This window comes from Streptomyces sp. NPDC107581, from assembly GCF_055657175.1.
Map to the genome: position 1 here is coordinate 705,701 of NZ_JBVKBH010000003.1, position 19,249 is coordinate 724,949.

Below are 19,249 nucleotides of genomic sequence, written 5' to 3' on the forward strand. Positions count from 1 at the left end.
GGGCCCGGGCGTGTCCCGGGCCCGGGACAGGAGCATGGCTGCGCCTCCGCATGTCCGCCGAGGCACCGTCAACTCCCCTTCCTGGAGCGCCTCGTGAAGATTCGGTCCTGGTCCCTGGTCGCCGTCCTCGCCCTGACCGCCCTCGTCCTGCCCGCCCAGTCCGCCTCGGCCCGGGCCGCCGCGCCGTCCTGTCCCGACGGCTCGGTGTGCTTCTGGAGCGGGGAGGGCTTCGGCGGGGACTACTGGGAGTGGACGGCCCGCAGCGGCTACCGCGACATGCCGCCCAGCCTCCACGACAACGTGGGCTCCTTCGTCGCCTCCACCCGCGCGTGCTTCATCGACTGGGACCCGGTCGCCAAGCGGGACGTCTTCAACGGCGACTGGCGCTCGCAGTACCGCGGCGACTTCGGCGGCCGGATCGACGGGGTCGGCCCGGGCGCCTGCTGACCGGGCCGCCCACGGGAACTGCCGTACGCCACGCCCCCCGGACCTCCCCCGCCTTGAACCGACAGGCCGGGGGGGGCCGGCGTGACGGCCTTCCCGCACCCTCACCCTTACCCTCACCCAGCAGCACATCCTGGAAGACCCCTCGGGTCTGTCCCCGCGGGCCCAGGACCTACTCCACCGCACCGGATGCCGACAGCAGCCGACGCGGCCTCGACTTCCCACGGAACTGCCGCGGGTCCGTGACCGCAGGGGACGGCTGATATCCGCCCCGACGGAACTGGTGACTCGACGGGAGGGCTTCGCGCAGAAGTTCGGCGGACGCCCTAAGCCGCCGCGAGTTCGCACCACACGTACTTGCCCCGGTTCCCGAACCGGGCCGACGGCTGCCAGCCCCAGTAGTCCGCGCAGGCCATCACCAGGCCCAGCCCCCGCCCCTGCTCCACCTCGCCGACCCGACCCAACGGCGTGGGCGGGTCAGGCGGCTCGGGATCCGTGTCCCAGGCCCCGATCCACACCACCCCCTGCGCCGTCCGGCGCACCCTCAGGGCCGCCGGCCCCTTCGTGTGCCGCACGGCGTTCGAGATCAGCTCCGCCGCGAGGAGTTCCGCCGTGTCCACGAGCCCGATCAGGCCGTGCAGCGTCAGGATCAGGCGCAGAGTACGGCGGCAGACAGTGACGGCTCTGAGGTCGTTGGGGATGTGGAGGGTGTAGTCCCAGGTTTCGGGCATGCGTCATCAACTCCGGTGCGGTGAAAGGGATTTGGCATGCGGTGGCCTTGCCGCACCGTCATGGCAGGACGGCGCGGTGCGCTTCCGCTGTGTGAGCACTGCGCCACTGACGGTATTTCCTAAATTTAGGAAGGCGCAAGCTGCTGCCGTATTCTGGCGCCCGAACGAGTTACAGCCGCAAGGCAGTTGAGACAGGAGACAGCGATTGCCGCCGAAGAGGCATCTCACGGCCCGCAAGGTGCGGCTGGGCGCTGAACTGCGCAGACTGCGCGAGGCGACGGGCATGAAGGCTCGCGAAGCGGCAGAGCTGCTCGGAGTCGACTCCGTCCAGATCAGCCAGATCGAATCCGGCGTCGCCGGTGTGAGCGGGGAACGAACACGACGCCTGGCCGCCCACTACGCCTGCACGAACGAGGCACTGATCGAGGCTCTCGTGGCCATGGCGACCGATCGGACCCGCGGCTGGTGGGAGGAATACCAGGGGCGGCTGCCCGCGCCCTTCCTCGATCTGTCCGAGCTGGAACATCACGCCGACTACCGGTGGGACGTGGACTTCCTGCACGTCCCGGGCCTGCTCCAGACCGAGGACTACGCGCGGGCGCTCTTCTCCCGCCGCGTTCCCGAGCTTTCCGAAGAGGAAGTCGAGTTGCGCGTCCGCCACCGAATGCAGCGGCGTGCCATCCTCGAGCGGGCGGAACCGGTCCGGTACGAGGCGCTGGTACACGAGGCGGCACTGCGGATCAGGGTGGGCGGCCGGATCGCCGCTCGGGCTCAGCTGGCGCGCATCCTGGAACTCTCCGAAGCAGACCACGTGACCGTACGCGTCATCCCCTTCGAGCTGGACGACTTCGCCGACATCACAGCCGTCATGTCGTACGCCGGCGACCTCGTCCCCAAACTGGACACCGTGGTACGCGACGGCCCCCACGGTTCTCTCTTCATCGACTCCGAGGCACAACTCGACGTGTTCCGAACACTTTTCCGTAGAGTTGAGGGGGTGTCACTTGACCCCACTCGGTCGGGTGACCTCATCCACAGATTGACCAAGGAACTGTGAGGCGCACGGTGACCACCTCGGACAACTGGCGGAAGTCTTCCCACTCCGGCAGCGGCGACGGCAACGCCTGCGTCGAAGTCGCCGACCTGGACACCCACATATCCGTCCGTGACTCAAAAGCCCCGGCCAGAGCCGCGCTGACCTTCCCGGCCGGAGCCTTCGCCCACTTCGTCGAAGCCCTCAAGGACGCGCCTACGACGCCGTAGCGGGCCGGGTCCGGCGACCCGTGCCGAGGCCGGAGCGGCACGGCCGATGAGCGCGGCGAACTGCTCGATCGTGCTCCGGCTCGGGCACCGGCTTCCGAGCACCCGTGAACAAGCAGCCTTCTTCGGCGAGTTGTCGAGGGCATGGTGCGACACCCCCATCAAGAAGGATCACCGCACCGTCATCAACGGCATTCTCTTCCGGCTGCGAACCGGCGTTCCATGGCGGGACCTGCCCACCCGGTCCGGAAAGTGGAAGAGAGTCCATGATCGTCACCGGCGACGGTCTGTGGCCTCCGGCTTGCAAGGCTCCGCCGTGGAGATCGGTGACAGGTGTCAGGACCCCGCCGATATCGCCAAGCGTCTTCACCTGTGCGAGCAATGGAGCCTCAACGCCGGGCGTGGCGGATCTTCAATCGTCCGAATCCCATGGTCCCGGAGATTCGGATCTTCGGTCCGCCGGTCCGGGAACGCCGCCGGGCCTTGTACCGCAAGTCCTTCCACCCGGTGCGCAGACCCTCGACCTCGACGACGGCGTCACGAGGCACCGTGATCCTGGCCCCGCCGGTGCCGAGCTGCAACTCGATGTCGACCACCGGATGCTCGATGACCGCCCGGGACAGATCCAGGCGCACCCTTCCGAACGCGGACTCGACCTTGAGGGTCCGAGGTACCCGCCACTCGCCGCGCCGCCGGATCCGTCCGCCGGCGGCGGCGATCGTCGACGGGGTGCCCGGGTGCTCCTCCGGGAGCGAGGCCAGAGCCGGCACTAGCTCGCTCTGCGCCTTGGCGGTAAGCACGCGGTGGAGGCGTTCGTCCAGCTCCTCGTGCGAGATGAGCCCTTCGGTGTACGCCTCCTGCAGGCGCTGCACGGCCGTATCGCGGTCGTCCTCGCCGATCAGCGGCGCCGAGTCTTCCGGTAAGGGAGTCACCGATTCACCCTACTGCCGTGCCGGCGATGCGAACCCGCCGAGGTCCCTGGCGGACAAGGCATCCGGCGAGGAGGCGGACGGGAACGCACCACGGCTCATGCGGCGGGATGTGAACTCAGGACCGGATCACTGGCCCAGGTGCGTCGGCGCGAACATCCTGAGCAGTGCCGGGAGTACGACCACCGAGGGGCCGGGGGACGACAGCGCCTTCGACAGGTCCTCCTCCAGGGTCTCCGGGGTCGTCCGGACGCCGGGGACGCCGAAGGACTCGGCGAGGGCCACGTAGTCCGGGCGGGTCAGTTCCGTCGCCGTCGCCTGGCCGAAGGCGTCCGTCATGTACTCGCGGAGGATGCCGTAGCCGCCGTCGTCGACGATCAGCCAGGTGACCGGGAGGTCGTACTGACGGGCCGTCGCCAGCTCGGCGATCGAGTACAGGGCTCCTCCGTCGCCGGACACCGCGAGGACCGGGCGGCCCGGGTCCGCGGCGGCCGCGCCGAGCGCGGCCGGGAAGCCGTAGCCCAGGCCGCCGGCGCCCTGCGCCGAGTGCATGGTGTTCACGCCCCGGGGGTCGAAGGCCGACCACGCCCAGTACGCCAGGATCGTCATGTCCCAGAAGGACGGGGAGTCGGCGGGCAGGGCACGGCGGACGGACGCCAGCACGTCCTGCTCCAGCGTGAGTTCCTGGGCGGCGATGCGGTCCGAGACCCGGGACAGCAGCTCCCGTACCCGCTGCGGCGCCGACCCGTCCGTGCGCTCCTCGACCGTCTCCAGCAGGGCCTGCAGCGCCAGGCGTGCGTCCGCGTGGATGCCGAGGGCGGGATAGTTGGACTCCAGCTTGCCGAGGTCCGCCTCGATCTGGATCACCCGGCCGCGCGGCTTGAACGTGTGGTAGTTCGAGGAGAGTTCGCCGAGCCCCGAGCCGACCACCAGGAGGACGTCCGCGTCCTCCAGGAAGTCCGTGGTGTGGCGGTCCTCCAGCCAGGACCGGAGCGAGAGCGGGTGCTCCCAGGGGAAGGCGCCCTTGCCGCCGAAGGTCGTGACGACGGGGGCGTCGAGCTTCTCGGCCAGCGCCTTCAGCTTGCCCGAGGCGTCCGCCCGTACGACCCCGCCGCCCGCGATGATCGCCGGGCGCGCCGCCTGCGACAGCAAGTGCGCCGCGACCGCGGTCAGTTCGGGGCGCGGGACCAGCTCGTCCGGGGTCGCGTCCACCCCCGTGACCACCGGCACGGAGGTCTCGGCGAGAAGGACGTCCTGCGGGATCTCCACCCACACCGGACCGTGCGGGGCGGTCAGTGCCGACTTCCAGGCCGCCGTGACGGCGGAGGGGATCTGGGACTGGCTGCGGACGGTGTGCACCGACTTCACGACCCCCCGGAACGAGGCCGCCTGGTCCGGGAGTTCGTGCAGATAGCCGTGGCGGCCGCCGCCCAGGCCCGCCGTCGGGATCTGGCTGCTGATCGCCAGGACGGGCGCGGAGGCCGCGGCCGCTTCCTGGAGGGCGGCCAGCGAGGTCAGCGCGCCGGGGCCGGTCGAGAGCAGCAGCGGGGCCGCCTCGCCGGTGACACGGCCGTAGGCGTCCGCCGCGAAGCCCGCGTTGTTCTCCACCCGCAGGCCGACGTACCTCAGCGACGAGCGGCGCAGGGCGTCGAACATGCCCAGCGCGTGCTGGCCGGGCAGGCCGAAGACCGTTGTCGCGCCGAGCCCGGCCAGGGTCTCCACGACCAGGTCTCCGCCGTTGCGCCCGGGGGGCGGGTTCAGAGCGGTCGAGATCTGTGCCGCCGTCGGGCGGAGTACCAGGTCGTGGTCGTGAGTCACTGCTCTCGGTCCCCTAAGCGAGTCAGACGGTGCGGGCCGCCGCGATCTGGCGGCTCATGATGGTGGTGAGTTCGTAGGCCGTGTGGGAGGCCGCCACCGAGGTGATCTCGGCGTGGTCGTACGCCGGCGCCACCTCGACGACGTCCGCCGACACCAGGTTGCACGAGGCCAGCCCGCGCAGGATCTCCAGCAGCTCGCGGGAGGTCATGCCGCCCGCCTCCGGGGTGCCGGTGCCGGGGGCGTGGGCCGGGTCGAGGCAGTCGATGTCGATGGAGATGTACAGCGGGCGGTCGCCGATGCGCTGGCGCAGCTGGTCGGCGACCTCGTCGGCGCCGCGGCGGTAGATGTCCGCGGAGGTGACGATGCCGAAGCCCATCTTCTCGTCGTCGGTCAGGTCCTGCTTGCCGTACAGCGGGCCGCGGGTGCCGACGTGGGAGAGCGCCTCGGTGTCGAGGATGCCCTCCTCGACGGCGCGGCGGAACGGGGTGCCGTGCGTGTACTCGGCGCCGAAATAGGTGTCCCAGGTGTCCAGGTGGGCGTCGAAGTGGAGCAGGGCCACCGGGCCGTGCTTCTTGGCGACCGAGCGCAGCAGCGGCAGGGCGATGGTGTGGTCGCCGCCCAGGGTCATCAGGCGGGCGCCGGTGCCGAGCAGCTCGTCCGCCGCCGCCTCGATGGTGTCGACGGCCTCGTTGATGTTGAACGGGTTCACGGCGATGTCGCCGCCGTCCGCGACCTGGGCGAGGGCGAAGGGAGAGGCGTCCTGCGCCGGGTTGTAGGGGCGCAGCAGCCGGGACGCCTCGCGGATGGCGTTGCCGCCGAAGCGGGCGCCCGGCCGGTACGAGACGCCGGAGTCGAACGGCACGCCCACGACGGCGACGTCGGCGGTGCCGACCTCGTCCAGACGGGGCAGCCGGGCGAAGGTCGCGGGTCCGGCGTACCGCGGGATGCGGGAGGAGTCGACGGGGCCGCGGGGCGTCTCGTTGCTGCTCATGATGAAATGCCTTCTTTCCTGCGCTTCATCGCGCATGTACTGCTTTCCATACGACTCTACTGGTGAGCCGGGACCGGTTCGGACGCGAGTTCGGGGGACCGTCCCGCGAGGCGCTCGCGCCAGGCGGTGAGGACGGCCTCGTCGGTGGGCTTCGTGGCCAGGGAGACGGCCGCGTAGGCGGCGAGGGAGGCGAGCAGGCCGTAGTAGACGGGCTCGTTGGCGAGGATGCCGTAGCCCGCCATCAGGCCGATCACGGCGAGGCCGCCGACGATCACGGCGGCCAGCGCGCCCTGCACGGTGCCGCGCTTCCACAGCAGACCGCCGAGGATCGGGACGAGCAGACCGGCGACCAGGAGGTTGTAGGCGACCGTCAGGGCCTCGACCACGTTGTTCAGCGCGATCGCCGTGCCGATCACCCCGACGCCCATGATCAGGATGAAGGCGCGGTTGCCCTTGACCTCGTCGTGGGGGGCGTGCTCCTCGCCGCCCGGGCGCACCACGCCCCGCAGCCGGGACCAGATGTCGTTGTTGGCGACCGTGGCGCAGGCGATCAGGGCGCCGGAGGAGGTGGACATCACGGCGGCCAGGGCGGCGGCCAGCACCAGGCCGCGCACGCCGACAGGCAGTTCGTCCTTGACGATGGTCGCGAACGCGTCGTCGGGGCTGCCGAGCTTGGGGTAGAGGACCTTGGCCGCGGTGCCGATGACGGCGCCGGCGAGGGCGTAGACCAGACAGTAGGTTCCGGCCACCGTGCCGCCCCACCTGGCGGTCCTGTCGCTGCGCGCGGTGAACACGCGCTGCCAGATGTCCTGGCCGATGAGCATGCCGAAGGTGTAGATCAGCACGTATGTGAAGATCGTCTCCCCGCCGATGCCCAGCGGGTCGAAGTACGAGGTCGGCAGCTTGGCCTTCATCTCGGAGAAGCCGCCCGCCTTGACGACCGCGATGGGCAGCAGGAGCAGCAGCACGCCGATCGTCTTCACCACGAACTGCACCATGTCGGTGAGCGTGATGGACCACATGCCGCCCAGGGCCGAGTACGCGACGACGATCGAGCCGCCGAGGACGATCGCGACGGTGCGGTTCATGTCGAAGAGGACGTCGAAGATCGTGGCGTAGGCGATGGTCGAGGTGACCGCCAGCATGAGGGTGTACGCCCACATGACCACGCCCGAGATCACACCGGCCCGGCCGCCGTAGCGCAGGTCCAGCATCTCGGAGACCGTGTAGACCTTCAGGCGGGCGATGCGGGCCGAGAAGAAGACCGACAGGGCCAGCAGGCCGAGGCCGATGGTGAAGACCATCCAGGCGCCGGAGAGACCGTACTTGTAGCCGAGGCCGACGCCGCCGATGGTGGACGCGCCGCCGAGGACGATCGCGGCCATGGTGCCGGAGTACATGGCGGGTCCGAGGCGGCGGCCGGCCACCAGGAACTCGCTCTTCGACTTGGCGCGGCGCATGCCCCACCAGCCCATGGCCAGCATCCCGGCCAGATAGAGGACGATCACTGTGTAGTCGACGGCCATGTGAGGCCCTCCTTCGCGCACTGTCGGTGGCGTGTCGTGCAGAGACGTGGGTTTTCCTGCGAAGAGGAGCGACGGCAGCGGATCGCGGGGACATCCGCCCGTACCCGCGGCTGCCGTGCTGACTTGACACTAGGTGGCCGGAAAGCGACTGCGAAGTGTACGTTTCATCCATTCGATGCCGCACGGGATGGAAGGAGTGCACACCATGCCGGAGACGGTCTCCCCAGCAGTCCCACCAACCCCACCGGTCCCGCTGTCGGCCCTGCTGGCCCGCGAGGACCTGGGGCTGCGGCAGATCGCGGGCCCCGCGGACCCGGACACCGTGATCCACTGGGCGCACACCTCGGAGATGGCCGACCCCTACCCGTACCTGCTGGGCGGCGAGCTGCTGCTGACCGCCGGGGTGCACATCCCCGAGGCGGCGGGCTCGGGCACGTACTTCGAGGACTACGTCTCCCGGATCGTGGCGGCGGGCGGCGCGGCCCTCGGCTTCGGTCTGGCTCCGGTGCACGACACGGTCCCGCGCGCCCTGGTCGCGGCGTGCGAGGCGTACGGCCTTCCGCTGCTGGAGGTCCCGCCCCGGACGACCTTCTCGGGGGTGGCCCGCGCGGTCTGGCAGCTGATGGCGCAGGCCCGCCTGGCCGAGCTGCGCCGCGTCACGGAGGCCCAGCAGAGCCTCGCGGCGGCCGCCTCCCGTCCGGACCCGGTGCCCTCGGTCCTGCGCCAGCTGGCCCAGCGCCTGAGCGGCCGCACGATCCTCTACGGCCCCGACGGCACCGAGATCGCGGCCGCGGGCCGGGAGCCGGCCCTGGGGGTCCGCGAGGCGCTGGAGGGCCTGGCGGGGGTGGTGCGGCCGACGGGCCGGGCGGCTCCCGGAGCGGACCACGACCCGGACGACTGGGCCGGGACCACCGCCCCGGCCCCCGCCGACACCGCACCGGCCGCCTCCTCCCCGGCCACCACCGCATCCGCCACCGCCGCATCAGCCACATCCCCCACCCCCGGCTCACGCCCCACCACCCCCACCGCCCAGCCGCCCACCCCCGGCTCACGCCCCGCGCCCACCCCCACCTCCGCCGCCGACACCCTCGGCGGCACCCACCTGGCCGCCTATGCCCTGGGGGCCGGCGGCGGTTTCGTCCTCGGTGTGGCCAGCACCCGACGGGAGCCGGGCGATCACACCATCGCCTCCGTCGCCGCCGTGCTGCTGTCGCTGCTCACCGGCGAGCATCACAGCGGGGCCGGTGCCGCACGGTCGTCCGCGCTCGTGCGGCTGCTCCTCGGTGCCGCGCCGGAAGCGGTCGCGCCGCTGCTGGGCGACGGCCGGTGGGTCGTCGTGCATGCCCGGCCCGAGGGACAGGTGCCGGACGCCGTGGCCGCCTCCGCGCTGGGGGCCGCGCTGGGGTCGCCGCTGGTCGACCTCGCCCGGGACGTCGTACGGGTGCTGGTCCCCGCGGAGCGGGAGCCGGTGGCGCAGCCGGGCTGGACCCTCGGGGTCTCCTCGGCCGCCGGCCCGCAGGAGTGGACCGCCGCCGACACCCAGGCGGCCCGTGCCCTGGCCCGCGCCCGCGCCACCCGCGCCGCCCTGGTCCGGCACGGAGCCCGGCCGGGCCTCGACGACCTGGTGCCGCCGGCGGACGCCCGGGCACACGCCCGCGCGCTGCTCGCGCCGCTCGCCGACCGGGCCGCGCTCGCCGACACGCTGCGGGCCTGGCTGTCCCTGCACGGCAGTTGGGACCGTACGGCGGTGGCGCTCGGAGTGCACCGCAACACCGTGCGGCAGCGGATCGCCCGCTGTGCCTCGCTGTTGGACGCCGACCTGGACGATCCGGACGTACGGATGGAGCTGTGGTTCGCCCTGCGGCAGGGCGAGTGACCCGTGTCCCAGGAGCCGATATGCCTGCGACGGGCACCGCCCGCTGCCCCACAATGGAAGGCATGCCGATACCCGGGACACCCAGCCGCGCCCAGCTAGTCGACCACCTGGTGAGGACCCGTATCGCGGGGGACGTCGCCACGCCCCGCGAGAACAACCTCTCCCACTACCGCAAGCTGGCCAACGGCGACCGCAACTACTGGTTCGGTCTGGAGCTGGGCGACCGCTGGTCGGACGAGCAGGACGTGCTCGCGGTGATGGCCGAGCGGGTCGGCGTCAACGACGATCCCGAGTACCGGTACGGGCAGGACACCATCGACCCCGAGCTGACGGTGGACGCACTGGAGCGCCTGGCCCGGCGGCTGCGCAAGGCGGCCGACGCCCAGCAGCGGGTGCTGTTCGCGACCGGTCACCCGGGCGGCCTGCTGGACGTGCACCGGGCCACGGCCGCCGCGTTGCGCGCCACCGGCTGCGAGATCCTCGTCATCCCGGACGGACTGCAGACGGACGAGGGATACGTCATGCAGTTCGCGGACGTGGCCGTGCTGGAGCACGGGGCGACGCTGTGGCACACACACTCCGGCGAGCCGATGCGGGCGATCCTGAGCGGACTTGAGCGCGAAGGACGCCCGCTGCCGGACCTGGTGGTCGCCGACCACGGCTGGGCCGGGTGTGCCGGACAGCACGGCGTCGACTCCGTCGGCTACGCCGACTGCAACGACCCGGCGCTGTTCCTCGCCGAGTCCGAGGGCACCCTGCAGGTGGCGGTGCCGCTCGACGACCACGTACTCAGCCCCCGCCACTACGACCCGATGACGGCGTATCTGCTGGCGGAGGCGGGCCTGGCCTGACCCGACGACGAGCACGGTGTGCGGCCCCGCCGGCGGGGCCGCACACCGTGGTGTTCAGGTTGTGGTCCGGTCAACGACTTCAGCGACCGCCGCCGCCACCGTAGCCGCCACCACCGCCACCGTAGCCACCACCGCCACCGTAGCCGCCACCGCCGCCGTAGCCGCCGCCACCACCGTGATCACCGCCGTAGCCGCCGTGGTCGCCACCGTAACCACCGTGGTCACCACCGTAACCACCGTGGTCACCACCGTAACCACCGTGATCGCCGTGATCGCCGTGATCGCCGTAGTCGTCATCGTCGTTCCACCAGCCGCCGTGGCCGTGGTCGCCGCAGTCCCTGTTGCTGTAGGAGCCGTGGTCGTAGGACGAGCTCGCCGAGGCGGTGCCCGCTGCACCTATCGCTGCTCCGCCGGCCAGCATCAGCCCGGCTGCGGACATCGCGACAAGGCGCCTCGTGCGCTGTGATCGCATGGGATTTACCTTCCATCTCCATCGTCTCTCGCGGCTCCGTTGGAGCGCCGAGGTGATGGCCGTCGCCGCAGGCCAGAGGACGGTGCGGCGCGGTCTTCAGGTGTCACCGCAGGGGGGTGAACGGCACGACGTGCGCCTCCGATGCCGACACCTGCAGCCCACCCGTGCGCGGTCGCGCCATCGGGTGCTGCGGCTGAGGACCGAGGGGTGCGGATCCTCGTCGGCCGGGCCTGCCGTGCGCTGCGGCTTTCACTCGAAAAGCCTAGTACCCCTTGCGTCACTCGTCACTTCGAGCGGGGGTGCGCCGGACCGGCCCCGGGGCAGGGTCCGCGGGCACCCCGCGGCGGGCCGGACGGGGGCCCACCGCCAGGTGACCAACTCGGGCGCGGCAGTGAGGTGTTCGAGCTTCAACAACTGCGCGGGGCTCACCGGGGGACGCGGACCACGCCCTCCTGGATCACCGAGATGGCGAGCCGTCCGTCCTGGGTGTAGATGCGGGCCTGGCCCAGGCCCCGGCCGCCGTACGCGGACGGTGACTCCTGGTCGTACAGCAGCCACTCGTCGGCACGGAAGGGCCGGTGGAACCACATCGCGTGGTCCAGCGACGCCCCGACGACGTCCCCCACGGCCCAGCCGCCGCGCCCGTGCGCGAGCAGCACGGAGTCGAGGAGGGTCATGTCGGAGACGTAGGTGGCGAGGACGACATGGAGCAGGGGGTCGTCATCGAGCTTGCCGTTGGTGCGGAACCACACCTGGCTGTGCGGCTCGCGCGGCTCGCCGAACTGCCCGTACGGCGGCTCGTCCACGTACCGCAGGTCGATCGCCTCGCGGGCCTCCACGAACTTCTCCACGACCGCCGGGTCCAGGTGGTCGTAGCCGCGCAGCCGCTCCTGCGAGGTGGGCAGGGTCTCCGCGTCCGGGGCGGGCGGCACGGGGGTCTGGTGGTCGAGTCCCTCCTCGTACGTCTGGAAGGACGCCGAGAGGTGGAAGATCGGCTTGCCGTGCTGGACGGCCACGACGCGGCGGGTGGTGAACGACCGGCCGTCGCGGATGCGGTCGACGCTGTACACGATCGGCGCGCCCGGGTCACCGGGGCGCAGGAAGTACGCGTGCAGGGAGTGGGCGAGACGGTCCGCGGGGACCGTGCGCCCGGCGGCGACCAGCGCCTGCGCCGCGACCTGCCCGCCGAAGACGCGCGGGACGACGGCGGAGCGGGACCGGCCGCGGAAGATGTCCTCCTCGATCTGCTCGAGGTCGAGCAGATCGAGGAGGTCCTGGAGTGCCTGGCTCATGGCGTGTAGGTGTACCGGCCCGTGATGACGGGGACCCTACAGACCCATGTCCTTGGCGATGATCGACTTCATGATCTCGCTGGTGCCGCCGTAGATGCGGTTGACGCGGTTGTCCGCGTACAGGCGGGCGATCGGGTACTCGTTCATGAAGCCGTAGCCGCCGTGCAGCTGGAGGCAGCGGTCGATCACGCGGTGCGCGACCTCGGTGCAGAAGAGCTTCGCGGAGGCGGCCTCGGCGGGGGTCAGCTCACCGGCGTCCAGGGCCTCCGTGGCGCGGTCGGCGACGGCCTCGGCCGCGTCCACCTCGGCCTGGCAGGCGGCCAGCTCGAACTTGGTGTTCTGGAAGGCGGCGACGGGCTGGCCGAAGACGACGCGGTCCTGGACGTACTGCTTGGCGAACCGGACGGCGGCCTTGGCCTGCGCGTAGGCGCCGAAGGCGATGCCCCAGCGCTCGGAGGCCAGGTTGTGGCCGAGGTAGTAGAAGCCCTTGTTCTCCTCGCCGAGGAGGTCCTCGACGGGCACCTTGACGTCGACGAAGGCCAGCTCGGCGGTGTCGGAGGTCTTCAGGCCGAGCTTGTCGAGCTTGCGGCCGACGGAGTAGCCCTCGGCCTTGGTGTCCACGACGAAGAGGGAGATGCCGTGGCGGCGGTCCTCGGCGGTGGGCGCGGAGGTGCGGGCGCAGACGATCATGCGGTCGGCGTGCACGCCACCGGTGATGAAGGTCTTGGCGCCGTTGAGGACGTAGTGCGTGCCGTCCTCGGAGAGCTTGGCGGTGGTCTTCATGCCCGCGAGGTCGGAGCCGGTGCCCGGCTCGGTCATCGCGATGGCCCACATCTCCTCGCCGGAGACGAACTTCGGCAGGTACCGCTTCTTCTGCTCGTCGGTGGCGAGCAGCTTGATGTACGGCAGGCCGAGCAGCACGTGCACGCCGGAGCCGCCGAACTGCACGCCCGCGCGGGCGGTCTCCTCGTACAGGACGGCCTCGAACTTGTAGGAGTCGATGCCGGCGCCGCCGTACTCCTCGTCGACCCGGATGCCGAAGACACCCAGCTCGGCGAGCTTGTAGTAGAACTCGCGCGGGGCCTGGCCGGCGGCGAACCACTCGTCGTACACCGGCACGACCTCGGCCTCGATGAAGGCGCGCAGGGTCTCCCGGAACGCCTCGTGATCCTCGTTGAACACCGTACGGCGCACGCCGCCCACCTCCACGTACCTCGGCATGACATTGACATGTCTAAGCGCTTGCTCAGGTACAACCGTACCGGCGAGTACGGAACCCCGTCCAGGGGGGTTGCGCCGTAACGCTCGTCACGCCGAGGGGGCGGGGTCCGCGGCACCGCCGCGGCCTGCGGAAACGGCCCGGCTACTGCTGACCGGCCGCCGCGAACGCCCCCCGCGCCATCCGGTGCAGCAGCACCGCCGTGGCCCCGCGCCCCGGCAGGGTGCCCGCGCGGCCGAGGTGCGGCGTGGAGTTCAGCAGGCCGAAGACCGAGTGGACCGCCGAGCGGGCCGTGGGCTCGGTCAGCACCGGATACACCTCGCGGACCACCTCCACCCACAGCTCGACGTACTGCCGCTGCAGCTGCCGCACCAGCTTGCGGTCGCTGTCGCGCAGACGGTCCAGCTCACGGTCGTGCAGGGTGATCAGGGGGCGGTCGTCCAGGGCGAAGTCGATGTGGCCCTCGATGAGCGAGTCCAGCACCGCCGGGGCGTCCACCCGCCCGTCGGCCTCCGCCAGGCGCCGCTTGGCCCCCGTCAGCAGCTGGCCGCTGATCCCCACCAGCAGCTCCGCGAGCATCGCGTCCTTGCCCGGGAAGTGCCGGTACAGACCGGGGCCGCTGATGCCGACCGCGGCGCCTATCTCGTCCACACCGACGCCATGGAAACCGCGCTCGGCGAACAGCCGGGCCGCCTCCTTGAGGATCTGCTCACGGCGGGTGGGTGCGTCGGCTCTGGTGACCATGCCAGTAATTCTAGACAGCGAGGTTAGCGGTCGTTAACCTGAAGGAAATGGTTAACGCTCATTAACAGTTCGACCACTGGGTGAGGGGACCGCAGGATGCACGAGGCACCGGAGCTGACGAGCGCGGCAGATCCCGCGTCGGAGGCCTGGCGGGCCAATGAAGGCGCCCACCTCGCACTCGTCGGGGAACTGCGCGCCAAGCTGGCCGCCGCCGCCCTCGGCGGCGGCGAGAAGGCGCGGGCCCGGCACACCGCGCGCGGCAAGCTGCTGCCGAGGGACCGGGTGGACACGCTGCTCGACCCCGGGTCGCCGTTCCTGGAACTGGCACCCCTCGCGGCCGACGGGATGTACGACGGGCAGGCACCGGCCGCCGGGGTGATCGCCGGGATCGGGCGGGTCAGCGGGCGTGAGTGCGTGATCGTCGCCAACGACGCCACCGTCAAGGGCGGCACGTACTACCCGATGACGGTGAAGAAGCACCTGCGCGCGCAGGAGGTGGCCCTGGACAACCGGCTGCCGTGCGTCTACCTCGTGGACTCCGGCGGCGCCTTCCTGCCCATGCAGGACGAGGTCTTCCCCGACCGCGAGCACTTCGGGCGGATCTTCTACAACCAGGCGCGGATGTCCGGCGCCGGGATCCCGCAGATCGCGGCCGTCCTCGGATCGTGCACGGCCGGCGGCGCCTACGTCCCGGCCATGAGCGACGAGGCCGTGATCGTGCGCAACCAGGGCACGATCTTCCTGGGCGGCCCGCCCCTGGTGAAGGCGGCGACCGGCGAGGTCGTCACCGCCGAGGAGCTGGGCGGCGGCGAGGTCCACTCCCGGGTCTCCGGTGTCACCGACCACCTCGCCGAGGACGACGCGCACGCCCTGAGGATCGTGCGGAACATCGTGGCCACCCTGCCCGCCCGGCGGCCCCTGCCCTGGGAGGTCACGCCCGCCGTCGAACCCAAGGTGGATCCGTACGGGCTCTACGGCGCCGTCCCGGTGGACTCCCGCACGCCCTACGACGTGCGCGAGATCATCGCGCGCGTGGCCGACGGCTCGCGCTTCGCCGAGTTCAAGTCCGAGTTCGGGCAGACCCTGGTCACCGGCTTCGCCCGGATCCACGGTCACCCGGTCGGGATCGTCGCCAACAACGGCATCCTGTTCTCCGAGTCCGCCCAGAAGGGCGCCCACTTCATCGAGCTGTGCGACCAGCGCGGCATCCCGCTGGTGTTCCTGCAGAACATCTCCGGCTTCATGGTCGGCAAGGACTACGAGGCGGGCGGCATCGCCAAGCACGGCGCCAAGATGGTGACGGCCGTGGCGTGCACCCGGGTGCCCAAGCTGACCGTCGTCGTCGGCGGCTCGTACGGCGCCGGCAACTACTCGATGTGCGGCCGGGCCTACTCCCCCCGCTTCCTGTGGATGTGGCCGAACGCCAAGATCTCCGTCATGGGCGGCGAGCAGGCCGCCTCCGTCCTCGCCACCGTCAAGCGCGACCAGCTGGAGGCGCGGGGCGAGCGGTGGCCCGCCGACGACGAAGAGGCCTTCAAGGCGCCGATCCGCGCCCAGTACGAGCGCCAGGGCAACGCCTACTACGCCACCGCCCGCCTCTGGGACGACGGCGTGATCGACCCGCTGGAGACCCGCCAGGTCCTGGGCCTCGCCCTGACGGCCTGTGCCAACGCGCCACTGGGAGACCCCCAGTTCGGCGTCTTCCGGATGTGAGGAGGGGAACCGTGTTCGACACAGTGCTCGTGGCCAACCGGGGCGAGATCGCCGTACGCGTCATCCGTACGCTCCGCTCGCTGGGCGTGCGCTCGGTGGCGGTCTTCTCCGACGCCGACGCGGACGCGCGGCACGTACGGGAGGCCGACACGGCGGTACGGATCGGTCCGGCGCCCGCCGCCGAGAGTTATCTGTCGGTGGAGCGGCTGCTCGAGGCCGCCGCCCGCACCGGCGCCCAGGCCGTCCACCCCGGGTACGGCTTCCTCGCCGAGAACGCGGGCTTCGCCCGCGCGTGCGAGGAGGCGGGGCTCGTCTTCATCGGCCCTCCGGCGGACGCCATCGCCCTGATGGGCGACAAGATCCGGGCCAAGGAGACCGTGCAGGCGGCCGGCGTGCCGGTCGTGCCGGGTTCCAGCGGCAGCGGGCTGACGGACGTCCAGCTGGCCGACGCCGCCCGGGAGATCGGCACCCCGGTGCTGCTCAAGCCCTCGGCGGGCGGCGGCGGCAAGGGCATGCGCCTGGTGCGGGACATGACCGTGCTGGAGGAGGAGATCGCGGCCGCCCGCCGCGAGGCCCGCGCCTCCTTCGGGGACGACACCCTGCTGGTGGAGCGGTGGGTGGACCGGCCCCGGCACATCGAGATCCAGGTGCTGGCGGACGGCCACGGGGGCGTGGTCCATCTCGGCGAGCGCGAGTGCTCGCTCCAGCGCCGGCACCAGAAGATCATCGAGGAGGCGCCGAGCGTCCTCCTCGACGAGGAGATCCGGGCCGCGATGGGCGAGGCGGCCGTGCAGGCGGCCCGCTCGTGCGGGTACCGGGGCGCGGGCACGGTGGAGTTCATCGTGCCGGGCGGCGACCCGTCGTCGTACTACTTCATGGAGATGAACACCCGCCTCCAGGTGGAGCACCCGGTCACGGAGCTGATCACCGGGCTCGACCTGGTGGAGTGGCAGCTGCGGGTGGCGGCCGGTGAGCGGCTGGGCTTCGCGCAGCAGGACGTGCGGCTGACCGGGCACGCGGTCGAGGCCCGGATCTGCGCCGAGGACCCCGCGCGCGGCTTCCTGCCCTCCGGCGGCACGGTGCTGCTGCTGGACGAGCCGCAGGGCGACGGCGTCCGCACCGACTCCGGGCTCAGCGAGGGCACGGAGGTGGGCAGCCTGTACGACCCGATGCTGTCCAAGGTCATCGCGTACGGCCCCGACCGCGCAACGGCGCTGCGCAAGCTCCGGGCCGCCCTCGCCGAGACCGTCACGCTGGGCGTGCAGACCAACGCGGGCTTCCTGCGGCGGCTGCTGGCGCACCCGGCGGTGGTGGCGGGCGAGCTGGACACCGGCCTGGTGGAGCGGGTGGTGGACGAACTGGTCTCCACCGAGGTGCCTCAGGAGGTGTACGAGGCGGCGGCCGCCGTACGGCTGGAGGCGCTGCGCCCGCGCGCCGGGGGCTGGGTGGACCCCTTCTCGGTGCCGAGCGGCTGGCGCCTGGGCGGCACCCCGAAGCCGGCCTCCTTCCCCCTGCGGGTCGCCGATCCCGTGACGTACGCCCCGCGCGGCGCCCACACCGTCACCGGCGACCGGGTCTTCGTCACCCTCGACGGAGTCCGGCACGGCTTCCGCCGCGCGGGCGACTGGATCGGCCGCGACGGCGACGCCTGGCACGTGCGCGACCACGACCCGGTGGCCGCCTCCCTCACCGGGGCCGCGCACGCCGGCGCCGACTCGCTCACCGCGCCCATGCCCGGCACGGTGACGGTGGTGAAGGTGGCCGTCGGCGACGAGGTGTCGGCCGGGCAGAGCCTGCTGGTGGTCGAGGCGATGAAGATGGAGCACGTCATCTCCGCCCCGCACGCCGGCACGGTCGCCGAACTGGACGTGACCCCGGGATCGACGGTCGCCATGGACCAGGTGCTGGCCGTCATCACACCCAAGGAGGCGGCTCAGTGAGCACCGACGGACTGCCCATGGTCGTACCGGCCCAGGACCTGCCCGAGCGGGTGCGCATCCACGAGGTCGGCGCGCGCGACGGCCTGCAGAACGAGAAGACGGCCGTACCGACCGAGGTGAAGGCGGAGTTCATCCGCCGGCTGGCCGACGCCGGCCTGACCACGATCGAGGCGACGAGCTTCGTGCACCCGAAGTGGGTGCCCCAGCTCGCCGACGCCGAGCGGCTGTTCCCGCTCGTGAGCGGTCTCGACGTCGAACTCCCGGTCCTGGTGCCCAACCAGCGCGGCCTGGAGCGGGCGCTGGCGCTCGGCGCCCGCCGCATCGCGGTGTTCGCGAGCGCCACGGAGTCCTTCGCGAAGGCCAACCTCAACCGCACGGTGGACGAGTCGCTGGCCGTGTTCGACCCGGTGGTGCGGCAGGCGAAGGACGCGGGCGCGCAGGTGCGCGGCTATGTGTCCATGTGCTTCGGCGACCCCTGGGAGGGGGCGGTGCCGCTGCACCAGGTGGCCCGCGTCTGCACGGCCCTGCGCGACATGGGCTGCGACGAGCTGAGCCTCGGCGACACCATCGGGGTCGCCACCCCGGGCCACGTCCTGGAACTGCTCGCCCTGCTGAACGAGGAGGGCGTGCCGACGAACACGATCGGCGTGCACTTCCACGACACCTACGGCCAGGCGCTCGCGAACACCTACGCGGCCCTGGAACACGGCGTGAGCACCGTCGACGCCTCCGCCGGAGGCCTGGGCGGCTGCCCCTACGCCAAGTCCGCCACCGGCAACCTCGCCACCGAAGACCTCGTATGGATGCTGCACGGCCTCGGCATCGAGACAGGGGTCGACCTCGGCCGTCTGACCGCCACGAGCGTGTGGATGGCCGAACAGCTGGGCCGGCCCAGCCCGTCCCGTACCGTCCGCGCTCTCTCCCACAAGGACCAGTGATCAGCATGGACCACCGCCTCAGCCCCGAGCTGGAGGAACTCCGCCGCACGGTGGAGGCGTTCGCGCACGATGTCGTGGCACCCAAGATCGGCGACTTCTACGAGCGGCACGAGTTCCCCTACGAGATCGTCCGCGAGATGGGCCGCATGGGCCTGTTCGGACTGCCGTTCCCGGAGGAGTACGGCGGCATGGGCGGCGACTACCTCGCGCTCGGCATCGCCCTGGAGGAACTGGCCCGGGTGGACTCGTCCGTGGCCATCACCCTGGAGGCCGGCGTCTCCCTGGGCGCCATGCCGGTCCACCTCTTCGGCACCGAGGAGCAGAAGCGCACGTGGCTGCCCCGGCTGTGCGCGGGCGAGATCCTCGGCGCCTTCGGCCTCACCGAGCCCGACGGCGGCAGCGACGCCGGCGCCACCCGCACCACGGCCCGCCTGGACCCCGACACCGACGAATGGGTCATCAACGGCACGAAGTGCTTCATCACCAACTCGGGCACCGACATCAC

Annotated in this window: 18 protein-coding genes and 1 pseudogene; 10 read left to right on the forward strand and 9 right to left on the reverse strand. The window is 71.6% G+C overall.

What is annotated here, in order from left to right; translation table 11 throughout:
* The first annotated feature begins 93 nt into the window (after positions 1-93).
* Entirely contained in the window at positions 94-447 is a 354-nt protein-coding gene (locus tag ACZ7P3_RS09830) for a peptidase inhibitor family I36 protein (RefSeq protein ID WP_472080253.1), read from the forward strand.
* 323 nt (positions 448-770) lie between these two features.
* Here the strand turns inward: ACZ7P3_RS09830 and ACZ7P3_RS09835 are convergent, their stop codons facing one another.
* On the reverse strand, positions 771-1,175 hold the full coding sequence (locus ACZ7P3_RS09835) for an ATP-binding protein (protein ID WP_472080255.1): 405 nt from the start codon (positions 1,173-1,175) through the stop codon (positions 771-773).
* Positions 1,176-1,380: 205 nt separating this feature from the next.
* Between ACZ7P3_RS09835 and ACZ7P3_RS09840 the strand changes: the two genes are divergently transcribed.
* From ACZ7P3_RS09840 to ACZ7P3_RS09850, 3 genes and pseudogenes are all read left to right on the forward strand, one after another.
* Complete coding sequence (locus ACZ7P3_RS09840; RefSeq protein ID WP_472080257.1) at positions 1,381-2,232, forward strand: helix-turn-helix domain-containing protein; 852 nt, start codon at positions 1,381-1,383, stop codon at positions 2,230-2,232.
* Positions 2,233-2,240: 8 nt separating this feature from the next.
* Positions 2,241-2,438, forward strand: coding sequence for a DUF397 domain-containing protein (locus ACZ7P3_RS09845; protein WP_472080259.1), 198 nt, complete (start codon positions 2,241-2,243; stop codon positions 2,436-2,438).
* Positions 2,439-2,484: 46 nt separating this feature from the next.
* A pseudogene (locus ACZ7P3_RS09850) lies at positions 2,485-2,712 on the forward strand (transposase); the annotation flags it as partial.
* A gap of 112 nt (positions 2,713-2,824) precedes the next feature.
* On the opposite strand, the gene ACZ7P3_RS09855 reads toward ACZ7P3_RS09850, so the two are convergent.
* The 4 genes from ACZ7P3_RS09855 to ACZ7P3_RS09870 all read right to left on the reverse strand — a co-directional run bounded on the left by ACZ7P3_RS09855 (position 2,825) and on the right by ACZ7P3_RS09870 (position 7,699).
* Positions 2,825-3,367 (reverse strand): DUF1707 SHOCT-like domain-containing protein, encoded by a 543-nt coding sequence (locus tag ACZ7P3_RS09855; protein WP_472080261.1) that lies wholly within the window; start codon positions 3,365-3,367, stop codon positions 2,825-2,827.
* A gap of 126 nt (positions 3,368-3,493) precedes the next feature.
* A complete protein-coding gene (locus tag ACZ7P3_RS09860; protein ID WP_472080263.1) occupies positions 3,494-5,182 on the reverse strand; it encodes a thiamine pyrophosphate-binding protein in 1,689 nt (562 codons plus the stop codon).
* Between the two features lie 22 nt (positions 5,183-5,204).
* Positions 5,205-6,173 (reverse strand): agmatinase, encoded by a 969-nt coding sequence (gene speB, locus ACZ7P3_RS09865; protein ID WP_472080265.1) that lies wholly within the window; start codon positions 6,171-6,173, stop codon positions 5,205-5,207.
* A gap of 56 nt (positions 6,174-6,229) precedes the next feature.
* Positions 6,230-7,699 carry a sodium:solute symporter family protein gene (locus ACZ7P3_RS09870; protein WP_472080267.1) on the reverse strand — a complete coding sequence of 490 codons (1,470 nt, stop codon included), beginning with the start codon at positions 7,697-7,699 and terminating at the stop codon, positions 6,230-6,232.
* A 205-nt stretch (positions 7,700-7,904) separates the two neighbouring features.
* On the opposite strand from ACZ7P3_RS09870, the gene ACZ7P3_RS09875 reads away from it, so the two are divergent.
* On the forward strand, positions 7,905-9,575 hold the full coding sequence (locus ACZ7P3_RS09875) for a PucR family transcriptional regulator (protein WP_472080269.1): 1,671 nt from the start codon (positions 7,905-7,907) through the stop codon (positions 9,573-9,575).
* Positions 9,576-9,637: 62 nt separating this feature from the next.
* Complete coding sequence (locus ACZ7P3_RS09880) at positions 9,638-10,426, forward strand: phosphatase (RefSeq protein ID WP_472080271.1); 789 nt, start codon at positions 9,638-9,640, stop codon at positions 10,424-10,426.
* Between the two features lie 79 nt (positions 10,427-10,505).
* Here the strand turns inward: ACZ7P3_RS09880 and ACZ7P3_RS09885 are convergent, their stop codons facing one another.
* The 4 genes from ACZ7P3_RS09885 to ACZ7P3_RS09900 all read right to left on the reverse strand — a co-directional run bounded on the left by ACZ7P3_RS09885 (position 10,506) and on the right by ACZ7P3_RS09900 (position 14,153).
* On the reverse strand, positions 10,506-10,898 hold the full coding sequence (locus tag ACZ7P3_RS09885) for a hypothetical protein (protein WP_472080273.1): 393 nt from the start codon (positions 10,896-10,898) through the stop codon (positions 10,506-10,508).
* A gap of 425 nt (positions 10,899-11,323) precedes the next feature.
* Positions 11,324-12,190 carry an acyl-CoA thioesterase gene (locus ACZ7P3_RS09890; protein WP_472080275.1) on the reverse strand — a complete coding sequence of 289 codons (867 nt, stop codon included), beginning with the start codon at positions 12,188-12,190 and terminating at the stop codon, positions 11,324-11,326.
* Between the two features lie 36 nt (positions 12,191-12,226).
* Positions 12,227-13,384, reverse strand: a complete 1,158-nt coding sequence (locus ACZ7P3_RS09895) for an acyl-CoA dehydrogenase family protein (protein ID WP_472080346.1) — start codon at positions 13,382-13,384, stop codon at positions 12,227-12,229.
* A 169-nt stretch (positions 13,385-13,553) separates the two neighbouring features.
* On the reverse strand, positions 13,554-14,153 hold the full coding sequence (locus tag ACZ7P3_RS09900; protein ID WP_472080277.1) for an SACE_7040 family transcriptional regulator: 600 nt from the start codon (positions 14,151-14,153) through the stop codon (positions 13,554-13,556).
* Between the two features lie 96 nt (positions 14,154-14,249).
* Here ACZ7P3_RS09900 and ACZ7P3_RS09905 point away from each other — a divergent pair, with 96 nt between their 5' ends.
* The 4 genes from ACZ7P3_RS09905 to ACZ7P3_RS09920 all read left to right on the forward strand — a co-directional run.
* Positions 14,250-15,866, forward strand: coding sequence for a carboxyl transferase domain-containing protein (locus tag ACZ7P3_RS09905; RefSeq protein WP_472080279.1), 1,617 nt, complete (start codon positions 14,250-14,252; stop codon positions 15,864-15,866).
* 11 nt (positions 15,867-15,877) lie between these two features.
* A complete protein-coding gene (locus tag ACZ7P3_RS09910; protein WP_472080281.1) occupies positions 15,878-17,806 on the forward strand; it encodes an acetyl/propionyl/methylcrotonyl-CoA carboxylase subunit alpha in 1,929 nt (642 codons plus the stop codon).
* Complete coding sequence (locus tag ACZ7P3_RS09915) at positions 17,803-18,744, forward strand: hydroxymethylglutaryl-CoA lyase (protein WP_472080283.1); 942 nt, start codon at positions 17,803-17,805, stop codon at positions 18,742-18,744. Before ACZ7P3_RS09910 ends, ACZ7P3_RS09915 begins: the two co-directional genes overlap by 4 nt.
* Positions 18,745-18,749: 5 nt before the next feature.
* The coding region (locus tag ACZ7P3_RS09920; protein ID WP_472080285.1) for an acyl-CoA dehydrogenase family protein at positions 18,750-19,249 on the forward strand (500 nt) is incomplete at its 3' end.

Coding starts and splice junctions, on each gene's coding strand:
- ACZ7P3_RS09835 (WP_472080255.1), bottom strand. CDS start 1,175: ATGCCCGAAACCTGGGACTACACCCTCCACATCCCCAACGACCTCAGA.
- speB (WP_472080265.1), bottom strand. CDS start 6,173: ATGAGCAGCAACGAGACGCCCCGCGGCCCCGTCGACTCCTCCCGCATC.
- ACZ7P3_RS09870 (WP_472080267.1), bottom strand. CDS start 7,699: ATGGCCGTCGACTACACAGTGATCGTCCTCTATCTGGCCGGGATGCTG.
- ACZ7P3_RS09875 (WP_472080269.1), top strand. CDS start 7,905: ATGCCGGAGACGGTCTCCCCAGCAGTCCCACCAACCCCACCGGTCCCG.
- ACZ7P3_RS09880 (WP_472080271.1), top strand. CDS start 9,638: ATGCCGATACCCGGGACACCCAGCCGCGCCCAGCTAGTCGACCACCTG.
- ACZ7P3_RS09885 (WP_472080273.1), bottom strand. CDS start 10,898: ATGCGATCACAGCGCACGAGGCGCCTTGTCGCGATGTCCGCAGCCGGG.
- ACZ7P3_RS09890 (WP_472080275.1), bottom strand. CDS start 12,190: ATGAGCCAGGCACTCCAGGACCTCCTCGATCTGCTCGACCTCGAGCAG.
- ACZ7P3_RS09900 (WP_472080277.1), bottom strand. CDS start 14,153: ATGGTCACCAGAGCCGACGCACCCACCCGCCGTGAGCAGATCCTCAAG.
- ACZ7P3_RS09905 (WP_472080279.1), top strand. CDS start 14,250: ATGCACGAGGCACCGGAGCTGACGAGCGCGGCAGATCCCGCGTCGGAG.